This window comes from Pseudoalteromonas simplex (genome assembly GCF_015278155.1).
In the GTDB taxonomy this organism is placed as follows: Bacteria; Pseudomonadota; Gammaproteobacteria; order Enterobacterales; family Alteromonadaceae; genus Pseudoalteromonas; species Pseudoalteromonas simplex.
This window is the reverse complement of sequence record NZ_JADILN010000015.1, coordinates 31886-49535: the sequence shown is the minus strand read 5'-3', so window position 1 is coordinate 49535 and position 17650 is coordinate 31886. Positions and strand designations below refer to the sequence as shown.

The 17650-nt window shown below is 42.0% G+C and carries 17 protein-coding genes; 5 read left to right on the top strand and 12 right to left on the bottom strand.

All coding sequences use genetic code 11. The annotated features are described in order from the left end of the window. The first annotated feature begins 7 nt into the window (after nucleotides 1-7). Nucleotides 8-1384 (top strand): Trk system potassium transporter TrkA, encoded by a 1377-nt coding sequence (gene trkA, locus IRQ78_RS18975; protein WP_054563775.1) that lies wholly within the window; start codon nucleotides 8-10, stop codon nucleotides 1382-1384. 84 nt (nucleotides 1385-1468) lie between these two features. On the opposite strand, the gene IRQ78_RS18970 is transcribed toward trkA, so the two are convergent. From IRQ78_RS18970 to IRQ78_RS18930, 9 genes are all read right to left on the bottom strand, one after another. Further along, nucleotides 1469-1687: an EF-hand domain-containing protein gene (locus IRQ78_RS18970; RefSeq protein WP_054554774.1), complete on the bottom strand. Its 219-nt coding sequence runs from the start codon at nucleotides 1685-1687 to the stop codon at nucleotides 1469-1471. A gap of 86 nt (nucleotides 1688-1773) precedes the next feature. Next, nucleotides 1774-1989 carry an EF-hand domain-containing protein gene (locus IRQ78_RS18965; protein WP_054554775.1) on the bottom strand — a complete coding sequence of 72 codons (216 nt, stop codon included), beginning with the start codon at nucleotides 1987-1989 and terminating at the stop codon, nucleotides 1774-1776. Nucleotides 1990-2129: 140 nt separating this feature from the next. Beyond that, the gene (locus IRQ78_RS18960; protein WP_194442923.1) at nucleotides 2130-2342 is read right to left on the bottom strand and encodes an EF-hand domain-containing protein; all 213 of its coding nucleotides are present in this window, start codon (nucleotides 2340-2342) and stop codon (nucleotides 2130-2132) included. 67 nt (nucleotides 2343-2409) lie between these two features. After that, complete coding sequence (locus tag IRQ78_RS18955; protein ID WP_054554777.1) at nucleotides 2410-2619, bottom strand: EF-hand domain-containing protein; 210 nt, start codon at nucleotides 2617-2619, stop codon at nucleotides 2410-2412. Between the two features lie 468 nt (nucleotides 2620-3087). After that, the gene (locus IRQ78_RS18950) at nucleotides 3088-3744 is read right to left on the bottom strand and encodes a flagellar brake domain-containing protein (protein WP_187490738.1); all 657 of its coding nucleotides are present in this window, start codon (nucleotides 3742-3744) and stop codon (nucleotides 3088-3090) included. A gap of 35 nt (nucleotides 3745-3779) precedes the next feature. Continuing rightward, a complete protein-coding gene (locus IRQ78_RS18945; protein WP_054554779.1) occupies nucleotides 3780-5231 on the bottom strand; it encodes a TrkH family potassium uptake protein in 1452 nt (483 codons plus the stop codon). A 95-nt stretch (nucleotides 5232-5326) separates the two neighbouring features. Further along, nucleotides 5327-5944, bottom strand: a complete 618-nt coding sequence (locus IRQ78_RS18940; RefSeq protein ID WP_194442922.1) for a YigZ family protein — start codon at nucleotides 5942-5944, stop codon at nucleotides 5327-5329. Between the two features lie 57 nt (nucleotides 5945-6001). Continuing rightward, a complete protein-coding gene (gene pepQ / locus IRQ78_RS18935; RefSeq protein WP_054554781.1) occupies nucleotides 6002-7324 on the bottom strand; it encodes a Xaa-Pro dipeptidase in 1323 nt (440 codons plus the stop codon). A 93-nt stretch (nucleotides 7325-7417) separates the two neighbouring features. Then, entirely contained in the window at nucleotides 7418-9304 is a 1887-nt protein-coding gene (locus tag IRQ78_RS18930) for a transglycosylase SLT domain-containing protein (protein ID WP_166339776.1), read from the bottom strand. Nucleotides 9305-9499: 195 nt separating this feature from the next. On the opposite strand from IRQ78_RS18930, the gene fadB reads away from it, so the two are divergent. The 4 genes from fadB (at nucleotide 9500) to IRQ78_RS18910 (ending at nucleotide 13884) form a co-directional block, all read left to right on the top strand. Further along, nucleotides 9500-11659 (top strand): fatty acid oxidation complex subunit alpha FadB, encoded by a 2160-nt coding sequence (fadB, locus tag IRQ78_RS18925; protein WP_194442921.1) that lies wholly within the window; start codon nucleotides 9500-9502, stop codon nucleotides 11657-11659. A gap of 5 nt (nucleotides 11660-11664) precedes the next feature. Further along, complete coding sequence (gene fadA / locus IRQ78_RS18920) at nucleotides 11665-12831, top strand: acetyl-CoA C-acyltransferase FadA (RefSeq protein WP_054554784.1); 1167 nt, start codon at nucleotides 11665-11667, stop codon at nucleotides 12829-12831. Between the two features lie 153 nt (nucleotides 12832-12984). After that, nucleotides 12985-13224, top strand: a complete 240-nt coding sequence (tusA, locus tag IRQ78_RS18915; protein WP_054554785.1) for a sulfurtransferase TusA — start codon at nucleotides 12985-12987, stop codon at nucleotides 13222-13224. A gap of 135 nt (nucleotides 13225-13359) precedes the next feature. Beyond that, complete coding sequence (locus IRQ78_RS18910; RefSeq protein WP_194442920.1) at nucleotides 13360-13884, top strand: REP-associated tyrosine transposase; 525 nt, start codon at nucleotides 13360-13362, stop codon at nucleotides 13882-13884. A gap of 213 nt (nucleotides 13885-14097) precedes the next feature. Here IRQ78_RS18910 and IRQ78_RS18905 read toward each other — a convergent pair whose 3' ends face one another. The 3 genes from IRQ78_RS18905 to glyQ all read right to left on the bottom strand — a co-directional run bounded on the left by IRQ78_RS18905 (nucleotide 14098) and on the right by glyQ (nucleotide 17586). Further along, a complete protein-coding gene (locus IRQ78_RS18905; RefSeq protein ID WP_054554787.1) occupies nucleotides 14098-14547 on the bottom strand; it encodes a hypothetical protein in 450 nt (149 codons plus the stop codon). A gap of 61 nt (nucleotides 14548-14608) precedes the next feature. Continuing rightward, nucleotides 14609-16678, bottom strand: coding sequence for a glycine--tRNA ligase subunit beta (gene glyS, locus IRQ78_RS18900; RefSeq protein WP_138618662.1), 2070 nt, complete (start codon nucleotides 16676-16678; stop codon nucleotides 14609-14611). Nucleotides 16679-16686: 8 nt separating this feature from the next. Continuing rightward, a complete protein-coding gene (gene glyQ / locus IRQ78_RS18895) occupies nucleotides 16687-17586 on the bottom strand; it encodes a glycine--tRNA ligase subunit alpha (RefSeq protein ID WP_054554789.1) in 900 nt (299 codons plus the stop codon). Nucleotides 17587-17650 lie beyond the last annotated feature (64 nt).

The following is a 17650-nucleotide window of genomic DNA, read 5'->3' as shown; positions in this document are numbered from 1 at the left end:
ACAAGCTATGAAAATAATCATACTCGGTGCCGGACAAGTTGGTGGCACATTGGCAGAAAACCTCGTAGGTGAGCAAAATGAGATCACCGTTGTCGATATCGACGGTAACCGTTTGCGAGAGCTACAAGATAAGTACGACTTACAAGGTGTTACCGGTCACAGTGCGCATCCCGATGTATTGCGTCGCGCAGGCGCAGAAGACGCCGATATGATTATTGCCGTAACCAGTTCAGATGAAGTGAACATGGTTGCTTGCCAAGTTGCTTATAGTATTTTTAACACACCAACCAAAATTGCCCGTATTCGCTCAGAGCAATACTTAAAGTACCGTGAAAAGCTATTTCATAATGACGACTTACCTGTTGATCACTACATTGCTCCTGAAGCGCTGGTAACTAAGTATATTCGTCGCTTAATCGACTATCCGGGTGCTTTACAGGTATTACAATTTGCCGATGGCATGTTATCGCTGGTTGCGGTGAAAGCCTATTACGGTGGTTTGCTGGTGGGTTATGCACTTTCAGCCTTGAAAGAGCACATCCCGAATGTCGAAACCCGGGTAGCGGCTATTTATCGTCAAGGTAAAGCGATTAAACCACTTGGCACAACCGTTATCGAAGCGGACGATGAAGTGTTCTTTATCGCTGCAACAAAGCATATTCGCGCAGTCATGAATGAACTTCAAAAGCTCGAACGTTCATACAAAAAGATCATGATCGCCGGTGGTGGTAATATCGGTGCGGGCCTTGCGCGTTCACTTGAGAAAAACCACAGCGTTAAGCTGCTTGAGCGCAATAAAGAGCGTGCAGCACAGCTTTCTGAAATGCTTGATAACACCGTCGTATTTTGTGGCGATGCCTCTGATCAAGAACTGTTATCTGAAGAACATATTGAACAAGTAGATGTTTTCATTGCTGTTACCAATGATGATGAAGCAAACATTATGTCTGCGATGCTGGCAAAGCGTATGGGCGCACAAAAAACCATGGTGCTTATTCAGCGTGGCGCTTATGTAGACTTAGTACAAGGTGGTGAGATTGATATTGCTATTTCGCCTCAGCAAGCCACTATTTCAGCACTACTAACACACGTTCGCCGTGGTGACATTGTTAATGTTTATTCGTTACGTAAAGGCGCAGCAGAAGCTATTGAAGCTGTCGCTCATGGTGATGAGCATACATCTAAAGTTGTTGGCCGAGCAATTGCTGATATTAAGCTACCAGCTGGAACTACCATTGGTGCAATTGTACGTAACGATGATGTGCTGATTGCCCATGACGATACCGTTATTCAGTCTGGCGACCACGTTATCATGTTCTTGATTGATAAAAAGCACATTACAGTTGTTGAAAAGCTATTCCAAGTAAGTGCTATCTTCTTGTAAACGAACGCTTATAAACGAAAAAAGCAGCCATGACAGCTGCTTTACGACTCTTGAAGTGAAAGTACCTAACTTTTCTAAAAGATTCTACTGAATTTGAGCAAACTCTTCTTTTGAAAGTTCGCCATTACCATCGCTATCTAACTCTGGAAATAACTTTTCAAGCTGCATATTTGCAGACGCTTCTTCTTTGCTGATCACACCATCACCGTCGGTATCGAACGTTGCAAAGCTTACGCCTTGTGCAAAGGCTGCTGATGATGTTGCTAGTGCTAAAATTGCGATTGTTGTGCTTAACTGTTTCATAATAACTACCTTAAATTTTAAAAGAGTGAAATCCGTTTCTGAGATCCTTGCTTAGTGGAAACTGGTATAACTACGTACTAATTCAGTTATTCGGCTTCAGAGAACTCAGCTTCAGTAAGAACGCCGTCGCCATTCACATCTAGTGTTTTAAACTGCGACATAATTTTTGCGTCAACGGCTGCTTCACTTTTGCTAACCACGCCATTACCGTCAACGTCTAGAGTGTCAAAGTCAGATGCTGCAAAAGCTGCTGATGATGATGCAAGTGCGATTAAAGCTAATGTTTTGTTTACTGTTTTCATAATCATATTCCTTCAATATTAAAAGTGTTAGCTGATCACACTTCCAGTGTTGTCCTTTGTCATGGATTCCCTTATCCATTTAGGCTGTCTTTGGCAGCTCAGAACTAATCAGCTAAATAAACTGGTTTTGCTTAATCACATTAAGCTTTTGAAAATTCTTGTTTCGATAACTCACCGTTACCGTCAGTGTCTAGTTTACTGAATTTGCTCATAAGCTCTGCATCTACCGATGCTTCGCTTTGGCTGATAACACCATTGCCATCAACATCTAAGGTATCGAAGTCACTCATCGCAAATGCTGCAGATGAAGATACAAGTGCCATAAGTGCTAGTGTTTTATTTACTGTGTTCATAATGTCATTCCTTCAAAATGTGTTGTCTTGAGTTAGAAATCCTTTTCAGTGCGTCCTTACAATGAAATTAAGCTTTTGAGTACTCTTGTTTTGACAGCTCACCGTTGCCGTCTGTATCAAGCTCTTTAAATTGGCTCATTAATGCTTCGCTTACAGATGCTTCGCTTTTGCTGATTGCGCCATCACCATTAACATCTAATGTGTCAAAGTCAGCGGCAAATGCTGCAGATGAAGTTGCAAGAGCTACAAGTGCTAAAGTTTTGTGTAACGTTTTCATAATCACTATTCCTTCAATGTTGTCTCAACTGTGATAAAGGATATGTTCCTGAATCAGTTTTTCTCTGTGTTCGCTAAGACTATTTCAACTTCGATGCCAAAGTTAAAAAGAACAATAAAATCAGTGTATTAAATTAAAATACCGAGAATTAGGGGGAAATAACGCGATTTATTTGTTGCTGTTTTGCAACAAGCTCGGTGGTTGGTTTTTTGTCACCTTTAAAATCAATAAGTTACAAAGATTAAAATGGAGACAATAGCGATTAATTCGGATTAGAAAACAGAAAAGTTAGGGATTGGAAAATAAACTCTATCTGAACAACAAAACTTAAAGAAAAAAATCGAAATTAATTTAATTAGTAATACATTGATTTAATTGGTTATTTAAATTTATTTATAAAATAATTTTAATATCTGTAGGGTTAAATTGAGGAAAATAGCCATTTTGTTGCAAAATGGCGAATTGGCATTAACTATCCAACACTGAAAGGTCAATTAAGTGCTCTTCCATGAATTTTTTCATTTCATCTTCACTGGTATCAAGTTGCACACCAAACATAAAGCCACCCGCTCGCTTGCGTACGCTGCATACCTTGCCACTAAACTCACGTTTACTTAGGGTGATTTGGCAGCTTTGTCCTTTAAAAGCGCTTAAGTCCTCCTTGCTATTAATATCAAACTGCACACCTGTCACAGAAATATCTTTAATAAGCCCTGCCAATTTTTGCTCCGAAATCACTAAGTTTGCAGGGAATAAAGTAGGAATACGCGCTTCACTACGCAAGCTATAAAGCTGCACTTGCTGAGGAAAGTCGAGAAAAATTAAGCGATAAGGGTGCGATGATAAGGCGTTTATTTGCTGACGAAAAGCAATCACTTGCCCACCACCCGCTTCGAGCACAGCCCGTATAATCACCATCACACCGTCTTTGATGAAATCACTGCCGTTCGCCAATCGCTTTGAGGAAGGGTAATTTAAGATGATGTATTGCTCATTCATCAAGCCAATAAACTCTGTTTTCACACGCTTACTATTTGTTGGTGTGATAATTTCCACATCAACTAAGCTACCAGCAGGAATACAGGTTAACTTTTCTAAATTTAATTGTTTTTGGGTTTTTGGCACTTTTTGATCTCCATTCCTAGAGAGTTATCCGCCGTTTACCCTCGCCAAAACGTTGGGGTAAATAACACTAATAAAGTAAATATTTCTAAACGACCAAATACCATCGCAATAGTAAGTAGCCATTTTGCCGTATCAGAAATCGCGCCGTAATGAGCGGCGACTTCACCTAAACCAGGGCCTAAGTTATTTAAGCAAGCAGCGGTTGCTGAGAATGCACTGATGTTATCCATACCGGTGCCCATCAGCGCCAACATAATAATGACGAACACTAACGCATAGGCTGAGAAAAAGCCCCAAACGGCTTCTACAACTTTATCTGGGAGTGCTTTTCGGCCTAATTTAATTGAATAAATAGCCCTCGGATGCACTAGACGATTAAGTTCACGAATACCTTGTAGGTAAAGTAAGAACACCCGCACGACCTTCATACCACCACCGGTAGATCCGGCACAGCCGCCAATAAAACTTGAAAAGATAAGTAAAATAGGTAGGAACAGCGGCCATGCTGAGAAGTTATCAGTCGCAAATCCCGCGGTTGTACTCATTGAAACCGCTTGGAACATGGCTTGGTCGAGAGTCTCATCACCATCGGCATAAATATTATTTGATGACAGCACAGTAAAGCAGACAATGACCAATGCTAATTGAATCAATAAAAACACTTTGAATTCAGGGTCGCGTAAATAAACACGAATATTGCGTGACGATACAGCTGCATAGTGCAGCGAAAAGTTAATGGCTGCAATCAGTAAAAACACGACACAGATAAAGTTAATTAATGGGCTATCAAACTGCCCCATTGATGCGTCGTAGGTAGAGAAGCCACCAATCGCAATCGTAGAGAATGCATGACATATTGCATCAAACCAATCCATCCCTGCAGCCCAGTATGCAAGCGTACAGGCAATCGTCAGCGATACATAGATATACCAAAGGTGCTTTGCAGTATCGGCAATACGCGGTGTCATTTTTGAGTCTTTAACCGGACCAGGTGTTTCTGCACGGTATAGCTGCATGCCACCGACCCCTAGCATAGGCAGTACCGCGACCGCGAGTACGATGATCCCCATGCCACCTAGCCATTGCAGTTGCTGGCGATAAAAGAGCACTGATTTAGGTAGGTATTCTATGCCCGTAAGTACGGTAGCCCCTGTCGTTGTCAGCCCAGAAAAGGCCTCAAATACGGAGTCAGCTAGGGAGAGGTTAGGTTCTTGTAAGAACACTAAAGGCACCGCTGCGAAGGTACCTAGTACTAACCAGAACAAGACCACTATCAAGAAGCCTTCACGGGCTTTAAGATCACCATGTTCATGACGGTTTGGATAATAAGCCGCTAAACCAATTACAACACTAAAGATAAAAGCGAGAACGAATGGCACACCACCACCGTCTTTGTAGATCAAAGACACCAGTGCCGGTGGCACCATAGTGATACTAAATAACGCCACCAGCTGGCCGAGAATTTTTATTATGGTACGAAATTGCATCTAGGCGTATCGCTTTCTTATTAAATGTTTAGCTAATACAGTTTATTGTCTTACAGCCTTAATTGTAAGTAAACGGAATGTATTATTTTTACATTTCAAACTTTTCTGACTTTTAGGCTCACTCCGCCATGAGTCAATTCATGGATATCAGCAATCGCTTGCTCTGCCTGACGGCTATCGATTTCAATTTGCCAAGTGATGTTCTCTGCAAATTGTTTTTCGATATTAAGCACCTGATACTGATTTTTTAATAACTGCTCGATTGCACCTTGTACGCTGTAATCACTTTGGCCAACCAGCTCAACACTCGGTACCTTGGTAATGGTTTTAAGCTCGCGCATGGCATTATTTAAACTACCGCCGTAAGCGCGAACTAGCCCACCTGTACCAAGCTTGATGCCCCCGAAATAACGGGTTACCACCGCTGTAATTTCACCAATACCAGAACCTGTTAATACATTAAGCATTGGCTTACCAGCCGTGCCATTAGGCTCGCCATCATCAGAAAAACCATACACATGACTGCCACCAGGGTTACCCGCAACATGTGCCCAGCAATTATGACGAGCATCGCTGTATTTATCTTGAATTTCTTTAATAAAGGCTTTTGCTGCCGCAAGATCAGGAGTGTGGGCAATATGCACAATAAAGGTGCTTTTTTTGATTTCTTCTTGGTAAAAAACCGGCTCAGCCGGATATTGGTATTCAGACATAATTGCTTATCTAAAAAAATGGGGCCTATTGGCCCCGATATTCACGAACCTTTATCGTTAATCTAAGTGTAGATCACGCGTCATGTTTTCTAGGCTATCTTCATGAACGATAATATTATCTTCAATACGGATACCGCCAAATGGCTTAAGCGCTTCAACTTTTTCCCAGTTAATAAACTGTTTGTTGTCAGTTTGCGCAAGGTCACCTAATAACGAGTCGATAAAGTATAAACCAGGTTCAATAGTAAATACTTGGTTCTTTTCGATTAAGCGAGTGCAACGTAGGAAAGGATGACCTTCTGGTGGTGCTTGGTGCGCACCTGTATCATCAGCCATAAAGCCACCCATATCGTGAACTTGTAAACCAAGGTGGTGACCAAGACCATGCGGGAAGAACGTCGACGTAATACCACGTTCCACAATTTCAGCGGCTGGTAATTTCACAATATTAAAGTCGCTTAGTACTTGCGCTACACGCTGGTGACAATCTAAATGCAATTCACCGTATAACAGACCTGGCTTTAATGCTTTACCTAAAGCGATTTGATGCTCAGTCATTACTTTAATTAAGTCGCTAAATTCACCTGACTTTTTAAAGTCATAAGTACGTGTGATATCAGCAGCATAACCATTAAAGTTTGCACCAGCGTCAATAAGGAAAGAATGATGCGTTTGCGGCGCTTTAGGTTCAAAATGCGTGTAATGTAAAATTGCACAGTTCTCATTTAGTGCAACGATATTACCGTAAGGCATTTCGTTTTCACTCTGGCGGGTAGCCATAAGGTAAGCTTGCTGAATATCAAACTCTGAACCACCAGCAAAAAACGTATCACGTGCTGCTTTATGGCCATCTACCGCGATACGGTTAGCTTGTCGTAAACACTCAAGCTCGTATTGTGTTTTATAAGCACGATGAAAATGCAAGTAGTTCATCACTGGCTCTGGATTCATAATGCTAAAGCCCAGTGCTTGCGCTACTTCTAAATATTCACCGATATAAGCATATTTAGCTTTATCATAAGGAAGCAGTTTTTCTACCTGATCTGGCTGTACTAATAATTCAATATCAAAATACTCAGCCCAAAAATCACGTGGTTCGTCAGGCACTTTATGCCAAAAGTCGACAGGACGATAAAAAATCAGTTTCGGCTTAGATGCACCATCAACCACAATCCAGCAATGTGGATTGTCGATCACTGGTAACCAAGCTTTAAATTGCGGATTCACCTTAAACGGATAATACATGTCATCTAAAAACTGACGTTTAGCCTGACCTGAGTGAATTACTAACCCTTCTAAACCTTCACGCTCTGTAATTGTACGAGTGCGTTGTTGCAAGGTTGCAATATGTTCGGCGTATAGCACCGCTAATTTATCCATAGTAAACCCATCTTTAGTAAATTTAACTTGTTAGAAGTCTATCATAGCCAGCACTATCCCCCAACTGAGGGAGAATAGTGTGGCAAATCGAGTTTAACCACCCATCGACATATCAAGGATTGGCGCTAGAACATTGCCATCGCGTCCTAATCGAGTGTGATAAACCTGCCTGTAAGCGAACACGTTCTTAACGTAGTTTCGTGTCTCTGTATAAGGAATTAACTCAATCCACAGCTCTGCTGGCATAGCTTGCTCAGGGATCCAGCGTTTAATACGATGGTAGCCCGCATTATAAGAAGCCGTTGCTAGGATTTCGTTGCCATGATTTTTCTTTTTCAAATACTGCAAATACTCACTACCAAGACGAATATTAGTACGAGGCTGATATAACTGTTTTCGTGATACCGAGCTCTTATTCATGTATTTAGCAGTGCTTGGCAACAACTGCATTAAACCATGGGCATTGGCATGAGAACGCGCATCCGGTGCAAAAGAGCTTTCACGGCGTGAAATTGCAATGCTCCAAGCGACATCAATATGGCTACGACTACTATAAGTGGCAAACACATTCTTAAATGCAAATGGGAAACGTAAGTCGACATAGTCCCACTCTTTTATTTGCGCTAAGGTGTAGATGGTACTGTCATACCAATCAAGTTCAGCAGCAAGCAAAGACGCAGCGAGCTTTTCTTCTTTGGTTGATGTATCCGTTAAATAATTCCATTCACGACGCGCAGAAGTAAAACGCTCAAGCTCATACAAAGCGCGAGCGCGCTTAAAGCCAGGGGCATTGGCCACCTCAAGCTTTAACTTGTTACTTATATTAATTTCTTTATTATTTAAGCTAACCGGAACACCTAAGCGTGCAGACGCTAAAAAGCCGTAATAGTCACGCTCTTTAGCCACTGTTTGCCAAATCTCACGAGCACGTTCGACTTCACCACGTTGATTTAAGCTATACGCCAGCCAATATTGCTGACCAAGGCTCAAGTTTTCTTTACCTGTGAAAAACGCCACTATGCCAGACCAATCTTGCCTCTCTAGCATATTACCAAGTTGCCATTGCATTAACTTTTGAGTTTGGCGTTCTTTAGGCACCTTATTTAACCAAAAGCGTGCTTGTTGATGACCGCTTGAGGCAAGCGATAACGCAAAGCTGTAGTAAACGTCTGCTTTTTGCTCGTCAGTGTAATTAAACATGGTTTCGAGTTTTTCCCATGCACGTAATGCAAGGTCTTTATCTCGCCATACTAAGCGCTTCACACCATAAATCGCGATTTGCCCTTCTTTAGCAGACTTTTTCTTATAACGATAAAGACCCGCCGAAGCACTTGGGTCTTTGCGTACCTTTAAATATAAATCAGCTAAATATTGATCAGCACGAGGCAATAATGTTTTTAAATATGGAATTAAACTCGATGAGCCTCCTTCGGCAGCTAAGCTAATACGCTGCCAAACTCGCTCTTCGGTCTGGTAGCCTTTTTTCTTCCAAAGTGAGAACAACTCATCACATTCTTTTGGCTGAGATTTTCCTACCACCCATAAATCTGTTACTTGGTTCATGATGGCTTTTTCAGGGGCACCTAAGTCCAATTGAAAACTTAAATAAGGACAAGTTAATTCGTTATTGCTTGTTTCGCGGTAGTTACGAATATAAGCCGCTTTTTTATTATACTTTTTTAAATAATTAAGCCATGCCTTACGCACAGGCCACTCTAATGGCGTGTTTTGGTAAACATTGAGGTAGTCCTCGATTTCGGTCTGGTGTTTAAGGCTTGGGTTTCGTTGCCAATAAGCCTTTTCGACATAAGGTTTCAATGGGTGATCAAGCCCATTTGCCGCCTCTTTCATGTCTTGATAATCACCGTAACGCGCCTTTTTTTCTGCTTTTAAAAAAGCGTCATGTTTATCGTTGGCTTCAGCTGCAAAAAAAGGAAAAAGTAATGCGGCAGCTGTCCAACCAAAGAGTTGTTTTTTCATGATGACCTTTAACAAAAATTAAAGAATTAATAACAAAAAACTTCTGCTACACCTTAGCACCAAACCAGCTATATTTTAACCAATCGCGATAAAGCGTAGTAAATTTTTCGTTGCATTTTCATTTTAAAGCAAGCACACTGATTGAAATGCAAACTCATCGTACCAGTCTTAGTTAATAAACTAGGGAGAATAATAATGTTATATAAAAGCGATTCATTTGAAGTTGCTTTCATCAAGGACAACATCGCCGAGTTTAAGTTCTGTGCAGACGGCTCAGTAAATAAACTTTCGCAGCAAACCTTGCAAGATTGCGCTTTAGCATTAAAAGAATTGGCAACAAACTCAGATATCAAAGGCATGGTGTTCACCAGCGATAAAGATCATTTCATTATCGGTGCCGACATTTTCGAATTTTTACCTACCTTCACTAAGCCTCAAGAAGAACTTGTTGCATGGATCAAAAATGCAACTGACGTTTTTGATGCAATTGAAGATTTACCTTTCCCAACGCTAAGTGCTGTAAACGGCATGGCGCTTGGTGGTGGATGTGAGTGGGCACTTGCTACCGATTACCGCGTTGCTAGCTCTAACGCTAAAATTGGCCTACCTGAAGTTAAACTAGGTATTATGCCTGGTTTTGGTGGTACTGTTCGCCTTCCACGCCTTATTGGCGCTGATAATGCGATGACATGGATCACTACAGGTAAAGAAAACCGCGCCGCTGATGCCCTAAAGGTAGGTGCATTTGACGCAGTAGTTAGTGCTGACAAACTTTTAGAGTCAAGTATTGCAACACTTGAGCAAGCAATTGCTGGCAAGCTAGATTGGCAAGCAAAACGACAAGTAAAATTACAGCCACTGAAAATGAACCGTGTTGAGCAAGGTATGAGCTTTGCGATGGCGGAAGGCATGGTAATGGGTCAGACAAAAGGTCACTACCCAGCACCTGTTATGGCTGTAAAAACAATCAAAGCTGCGGCAAACTGTGAACGCGCTGAAGCAATGGCGATTGAAAACGCTAACTTTGCTAAATTAGCAGCAACAAGCGAAGCTGCTGCGCAAACAGGTATTTTCTTAGCTGACCAATACATTAAAGGTAAAGCGAAGAAGCAAGCTAAACACAGTGAGCTTGAGATCAAACAAGCTGCTGTATTAGGTGCAGGTATTATGGGCGGTGGTATTGCATACCAGTCTGCTTATAAAGACACACCTATTATCATGAAAGACATCAACCAAGATGCACTTGATTTAGGTATGGGTGAAGCATCTAAGCTACTTGGCAAAAAAGTACAACGTGGCCATATGACGATGGATAAGATGGTTGCTACCTTAGGCAAGATCAAGCCAACGCTAAACGATGCAGACTTACAAAGCGCAGACATCGTTGTTGAAGCTGTGGTTGAAAACCCTAAAGTGAAGCAAGCTGTTCTTGCGGGCCTTGAAAAAGACTTACCAGCGGGCACTATCCTAACTTCAAATACCTCAACAATTCGTATTGACGAGTTAGCATCGGCACTTGAAAAACCAGAAAATTTCTGTGGTATGCACTTCTTTAACCCAGTGCCAAAAATGCCATTAGTAGAAATCATTCGTGGTGAAAAAACATCAGAAGCAACAATTAATGCCGTTGTTGATTACGCATTAAAACTTGGTAAATCACCAATCGTTGTAAACGACTGCCCTGGTTTCTTTGTAAACCGCGTACTATTCCCTTACTTTGCAGGTTTCAGCAAACTTGTTGTTGAAGGTGCTGACTTCACTAAAGTTGATAAAGTGATGGAAAATGTATTTGGTTGGCCAATGGGTCCTGCCTATCTTCTTGATGTTGTAGGTATCGATACAGCTTACCACTGTACTGGTGTAATGGCTGACGGTTTCCCTGAGCGTATGGCTCGCCAAGATAAAGACCCTGTTACTGTATTTGCAAACGAAAAACGCTTTGGTCAGAAAAATGGTGCTGGTTTCTACCAATATGCGCCAGACCGTCGTGGTCGCCTGAAAAAAGCAAAAGATGCTACAGCAACTGAGTTACTGAGTGCTATTACTGATGCACCTAAAGATTTCGATAAACAAGAAATCATTGACCGTTGTATGATCCCGATGATCAACGAAGTACTACTTTGTTTACAAGAAGGTATCGTAGCGTCACCACAAGAAGCTGACATGGCGCTAATTTACGGCATTGGTTTCCCTCCATTTAGAGGCGGTGCATTCCGTTACTTAGATCAAACTGGTTTAGCGAACTTTGTTGCAACAGCAGACAAATACGCTCACTTAGGTGCGATTTACCAAGTATCAGATGAAACTCGCAAGTGGGCCGAAGAAGGCCGTGTATTCTATAAGGTGGAAGGATAAGAAACATGAATAATCCAGTAATCGTAGATTGTATCCGCACACCAATGGGTCGTTCAAAGAACGGCGTATTCAAAAACAAGCGTGCGGAAGATTTAAGTGCTCACTTAATGAAAGGTTTGTTAGACCGTAACCCAGCCGTTGATCCAGCATCAATTGATGATATTTACTGGGGCTGTGTACAACAAACTTTAGAGCAAGGTTTTAACATTGCTCGTAACGCAGCACTACTAGCCGGTATCCCTCACTCAGTACCAGCTGTCACAGTTAACCGTTTATGTGGTTCATCAATGCAAGCATTACACGATGCAGCACGCGCTATTATGACTGGCGCTGGTGATACCTACATCATTGGTGGTGTTGAGCACATGGGTCACGTACCTATGACTCACGGTAATGATTTTCACCCAGGTTTATCAACGTCTGTAGCACAAGCTGCTGGCGTAATGGGTTTAACTGCAGAATACCTTGCTACGCTACACGGCATTAGCCGCGAGCAACAAGACGAATTTGCTTACCGTTCACACCAACGTGCACACGCGGCAACTGTTGAAGGTCGTTTCCGTCGTGAAATCCTGCCAATGGAAGGTCACGATGCAGATGGTTCTTTAATCTTAGTTGAAGACGATGAAGTAATCCGTCCTGAGACAACTGTTGAAGGTTTATCGCAACTTCGCCCTGTATTCAATCCAGCATCAGGTAGCGTAACCGCAGGTACTTCTTCTGCACTTTCTGACGGCGCATCAGCAATGCTTGTAATGAGCGAAGAGAAAGCAAAAGAACTTGGTTTACCAATTCGTGCGCGTATTAAATCAATGGCTGTTGCAGGTTGCGATCCATCAATCATGGGTTACGGCCCTGTTCCTGCATCGCAAAAAGCACTTCAACAAGCAGGTATCACTATTGACGATATCGATGTTGCAGAGCTTAACGAAGCCTTCGCAGCACAATCTCTACCAGTATTAAAAGACCTAGGTCTGATGGATGTGGTAGATGAAAAAGTTAACCTAAATGGTGGTGCAATTGCACTTGGTCACCCGCTTGGTTGTTCTGGTTCACGTATTAGCACAACGCTTGTTCACCTAATGGAAGACAAGAACGCTAAATACGGCCTAGCAACTATGTGTATTGGTTTAGGCCAAGGTATTGCAACTGTATTTGAGCGCGTAGAATAACGAGCTCACACCAAACATCTTGGTGATAAAAAGGCGCACTGAATTGCTCAGTGCGCCTTTTTTATTTGCTTTGCTTTCACTTATTGAAACTGGCGGCAATAGAAAGTTAAAATAGCCGCTTATTAATCGTCTCTTTCACCTAAAAGGTCAGCCATGAGTTTTGATAATCCCGATCACCAATTAGATGCACTTGGCCTTCGTTGTCCAGAACCCGTGATGATGGTGCGTGGTGCAGTACGAAAAATGAAAGATGGCGAAACCTTACTTATCATCGCCGACGACCCATCAACCACCCGCGATATCCCAAGCTTTTGTACTTTTATGGATCACACACTTGTGGCTAAAGATGTAGAACAAGCACCGTATCGATACTTGGTGAAGAAAGGGTTATAACGAGCTCGTAGGTTGGTTAGAGCGAAGCGAAACCCAACGTTATCGCAAGATGATGGCAACAAATTAAAGTTCGTGAAATTCAACTTTTAATCGAAATTAAGCTACTCTTATCATTTAACATTCAAGGATGAATGTATGCGATACAGAAGAGTATTAATCCCCGGTGGCACCTATTTCTTTACTCTAGCGATTGCGCAAAGAAACTCAGCACTTTTAACTTCAAACATCACTTTGCTACGTTCAGCTTATAAAAGTGTGGCTAAGTCACATCCTTTTAAAACGCTTGCCATTGTCATTCTTCCAGATCACTTACACGCTATTTGGCAATTACCTGTTGGAGATTGTGATTATGCAAAACGGTGGCGATTAATTAAGTCTAATTTTTCTAGACAACTAAATAATTGCGAGCATAAATCGCCTAGTCGCATTCAGAAATGTGAACGAGGTATTTGGCAGAGACGGTATTGGGAGCATTATATAAAGGACGAGCAAGACCTAGTGAACCATATTAATTATATTTACTTCAACCCTGTGAAACATAAATACGTGAATCAAGTTGAAGACTGGCCATTTTCGTCTTATAGGAAATTGAGTAAGTCTTCTGCTTTTAATTTGTCAGATGATGAGTTAGATATCGCATTTAATCTATATGAAGATTGATTAGAGTTTGGGTTTCGCTTTGATCTAACCTAATCAGTGTAGGCTGAGTTTAGAGCAACGAAACCCAACGTGTTAGAGGTACTTATTTTCTGCGATATATCGAACACTCCCGATAGCTAATCCGTTGCAGAGCTAGATACCCCAGCTAACCTTCAAGGTGAGTGTATGCGTTGGGTTTCGCTTCGCTCTACCCAACCTACCCAGCACAGAGCTTTACTTTCGAGTTACTGTCACTTTTGGTTGATTACTATTGCGGTAATCAAAGCTCACTACATATACGCCTTTTGCAGCGGGTTTAAAGCTGAAATAATTGTAGATGGTATTACAATCTGCATTGGCGGCTTGGCCTAGAACCAATGATTGCCCTGCTGGGTCCATATCACTGTAACCACAATTATAGCCTTCGCTAAAATCAGCATCCGCCACTTTGAATTCATAAACCTTACCTGGTGTTGAAAACTTAACGTCGGTTTGGAATATGCCCGGTGCAACTTGCTCTAATTGATACTGCGGCTCGGCATCCCACAAAGTAAAATCACCACGTAAATACATAGTACGGTCAAGCTCTTTACTTGGCAGAATATCGTCAATGCTTGGCATTTGCATTTGGCTAGAACAGGCTGTTAATAAGCCTGCTAATGCTAAAGTAATTACACGTTTCATTACTGTTCCTTATGCTACAAAAAAGCCAGCACTGAGCTGGCTTTTATTAATTGGCTACTGCTTACTTCTGAAGTACAGAAATATCAGCAATATCTAAAAACAGACGGCTTAGTTGGCTTAACAATGCTAAACGGTTTTGTTTAACCGCTTCGTCATCAGCCATTACCATGACGTTATCGAAGAAGTTATCAACACTCTCACGGATACCCGCAAGTTGTGATAATGCTTCTTGGTAATCGCCATTTGCATATAAAGGTGCAAGCTCAGTTGCAAACTTAGCAACGTGTGACGCTAATACTTTTTCTGCGTCATCGCTTAATAGGCTCTCATTCACATCACCTTGTGTTGTGATGTCATTTTTAGCCAAGATATTACTTACACGTTTATTTGCTGCTGCAAGCGCTTCTGCTGCGTCTAATGTACGGAAGTGACTTACTGCTTTAACACGGCGGTCGAAATCAACTGGTTTAGTTGGACGACGAGCTAGCACAGCTTGAATGACATCAACTTCGATACCTTCATCTTGATACCATGCGCGGAAACGACCTAACATAAACTCAAACACATCTGTTGATACATTTAGGTTTGTTAGCTTTTCACCGAATAACGTTTGTGACTTAGCAACAAGGTCTAAGATATCTAGCGGTAATGATTTTTCAACCATGATGCGTAATGCACCAATTGCTGCACGGCGAAGTGCAAATGGGTCTTTGTCGCCTTTTGGCGCTTGACCAATACCAAAAATACCCACCAGCGTATCAAACTTATCAGCAATTGCGACCGCACAGCTGATCACATTTGTTGGTAAGTTATCGCCCGCGAAGCGAGGCATATATTGTTCATTTTGCGCGAGTGCAACTTCTTCTGCTTCACCGTCGTGACGAGCGTAATGCATACCCATTACACCTTGTACGTCGGTAAACTCCATAACCATTTCGGTCATTAAGTCTGTTTTACTTAATAAACCTGCTCGCTTAGCCAGCTCGGCATCGGCACCTAATTGCTCAGCAATGTAACCGGCAAGTTCACTAATACGCTCAGATTTATCTTTCAGCGTACCAAGTTGCTTTTGGAATAAAACGGTATCTAGCGATTCTAAACGGCTCTCTAGCGTTTTCTTCTTATCTGTTTCGTAGAAGAACTGCGCATCCGCTAAACGAGGACGAACAACTTTTTCGTTACCAGCAATGACCACGCTTGGGTCTTTACTTTCGATATTTGAAACAAATAGGAACTTGTTAAGTAAGTTGCCATCTTGGTCTAATAACGGGAAGTACTTTTGGTCGTCCTTCATGGTATAGATAAGCGCTTCTGAAGGAACGTCTAAGAATGCTTCTTCGAATGTTGCAGTCAGCGTTACTGGCCATTCAACCAAGGATGTTACTTCTTCAAGTAAGTCTTCATCCATAGCTACTTTTGCATTTACAGCGCTAGCTGCTGCTTCAATTTGTTCGCGAATTTGTGCTTTACGCGCTTCGAAGTCTGCGACAACGTAAGCAGATTTCAGCACATCAAACACATCATCAGCGTGGTTGATTGTTACTTTTTCTGGATGATGGAAACGGTGACCTTGTAATTGGTTGCCAACTTGCTTACCAAGTATTTCGCCTTCGATCAGCGTGCTACCAAATAAAATAGTCGCTGTGTGTACTGGGCGAATAAATTGTGTTTTATTTGCACCCCAACGCATTGGTTTAGGGATAGGTAATTTAGCAAGTGCTTTGTTTACTGCATCACTCATAAGCGATGTAGTTGCTTGACCTTCAACCTGTGCTTTATGTAATAACCAAGCGCCTTTATCTGTTTCTAGTGTTTGTGCATCGCTTACATCGATACCACAACCACGAGCCCAGCCCATTGCTGCTTTAGTTGGATTACCATCGGCATCAAAAGCGGCTGCAACTGCAGGACCACGCTTTTCTACAACCTTGTCACTTTGTTTTGCTTCAAGTGCAGTAACACGTAAGCCTAAACGACGTGGTGATGCGTACCAGTTAACGCCTTGATGATTTAATTCTAAGCTTGCAAGCTCAGCTGCTAAGTTCTCAGCAAACGACTCAGCAAGTTTACGAAGTGCTTTCGGTGGCAACTCTTCAGTGCCAATTTCTACTAATAAATTTTCTGCTGACATGCTAATTCTTAATCCTTACAAAGCGGGAAACCAAGAGCTTCACGGGCATCATAGTAACTTTGCGCACATGCTTTAGATAAAGCACGAACACGTAAGATATAACGTTGACGTTCTGTTACAGAGATAGCGTGACGAGCGTCTAATAAGTTAAACGCATGTGATGCTTTCATTACTTGCTCATAAGCTGGTAATGGTAAGCCTGCTTCAATTAGCTTTTCGCTTTCTTTTTCACAGTGATCGAACTGTGCAAATAAGAACTCAACATCCGCTTGTTCGAAGTTATAAGCTGACTGCTCTACTTCGTTTTGATGGAATACATCACCATATGTCACACGACCCATAGGACCGTCTGCCCATACTAGGTCATAGATACTATCTACGCCCTGAATATACATTGCTAAACGCTCAAGACCATAAGTGATCTCACCGGTTACTGGTGAGCACTCTAAGCCACCTACTTGCTGGAAGTAGGTAAATTGAGTTACTTCCATGCCGTTTAACCAGATTTCCCAACCTAGACCCCAAGCACCTAATGTAGGCGACTCCCAGTTGTCTTCTACGAAGCGAACTTCATCAGTTAGTGTATCGATACCAACAGCAGCTAAAGAGCCTAAATAAAGCTCCTGGATGTTTTCTGGTGATGGTTTTAATACTACTTGGAATTGGTAGTAATGCTGTAAACGGTTCGGGTTTTCACCATAACGACCATCAGTTGGACGGCGGCATGGTTGAACATACGCGCTCGACATTGGCTCTGGGCCAATCGACTTTAAGAAAGTTAACGGATGAAATGTCCCTGCTCCCACTTCCATATCGAGTGGTTGAGCAATCACACAGCCTTGCTGTGCCCAATAGTCCTGTAAAGCCAGGATCAAACCTTGAAAGGTTTTAACGTCATATTTTTGCATATTTGGCTTATAGTATCTGGTGCGTTTAGTCTGAAAATTGCTCTCAGTATACCTTGTGTGCAGT

Excerpts from the sequence above, each read along its gene's own strand:
- IRQ78_RS18930 (WP_166339776.1), bottom strand. The coding sequence starts at position 9,304 with ATGAAAAAACAACTCTTTGGTTGGACAGCTGCCGCATTACTTTTTCCT.
- IRQ78_RS18945 (WP_054554779.1), bottom strand. The coding sequence starts at position 5,231 with ATGCAATTTCGTACCATAATAAAAATTCTCGGCCAGCTGGTGGCGTTA.
- IRQ78_RS18960 (WP_194442923.1), bottom strand. The coding sequence starts at position 2,342 with ATGAACACAGTAAATAAAACACTAGCACTTATGGCACTTGTATCTTCA.
- glyS (WP_138618662.1), bottom strand. The coding sequence starts at position 16,678 with ATGTCAGCAGAAAATTTATTAGTAGAAATTGGCACTGAAGAGTTGCCA.
- pepQ (WP_054554781.1), bottom strand. The coding sequence starts at position 7,324 with ATGGATAAATTAGCGGTGCTATACGCCGAACATATTGCAACCTTGCAA.
- IRQ78_RS18970 (WP_054554774.1), bottom strand. The coding sequence starts at position 1,687 with ATGAAACAGTTAAGCACAACAATCGCAATTTTAGCACTAGCAACATCA.
- tusA (WP_054554785.1), top strand. The coding sequence starts at position 12,985 with ATGAGTTTTGATAATCCCGATCACCAATTAGATGCACTTGGCCTTCGT.
- trkA (WP_054563775.1), top strand. The coding sequence starts at position 8 with ATGAAAATAATCATACTCGGTGCCGGACAAGTTGGTGGCACATTGGCA.
- IRQ78_RS18940 (WP_194442922.1), bottom strand. The coding sequence starts at position 5,944 with ATGTCTGAATACCAATATCCGGCTGAGCCGGTTTTTTACCAAGAAGAA.
- glyQ (WP_054554789.1), bottom strand. The coding sequence starts at position 17,586 with ATGCAAAAATATGACGTTAAAACCTTTCAAGGTTTGATCCTGGCTTTA.
- IRQ78_RS18955 (WP_054554777.1), bottom strand. The coding sequence starts at position 2,619 with ATGAAAACGTTACACAAAACTTTAGCACTTGTAGCTCTTGCAACTTCA.
- IRQ78_RS18905 (WP_054554787.1), bottom strand. The coding sequence starts at position 14,547 with ATGAAACGTGTAATTACTTTAGCATTAGCAGGCTTATTAACAGCCTGT.
- IRQ78_RS18965 (WP_054554775.1), bottom strand. The coding sequence starts at position 1,989 with ATGAAAACAGTAAACAAAACATTAGCTTTAATCGCACTTGCATCATCA.
- fadB (WP_194442921.1), top strand. The coding sequence starts at position 9,500 with ATGTTATATAAAAGCGATTCATTTGAAGTTGCTTTCATCAAGGACAAC.
- IRQ78_RS18910 (WP_194442920.1), top strand. The coding sequence starts at position 13,360 with ATGCGATACAGAAGAGTATTAATCCCCGGTGGCACCTATTTCTTTACT.
- fadA (WP_054554784.1), top strand. The coding sequence starts at position 11,665 with ATGAATAATCCAGTAATCGTAGATTGTATCCGCACACCAATGGGTCGT.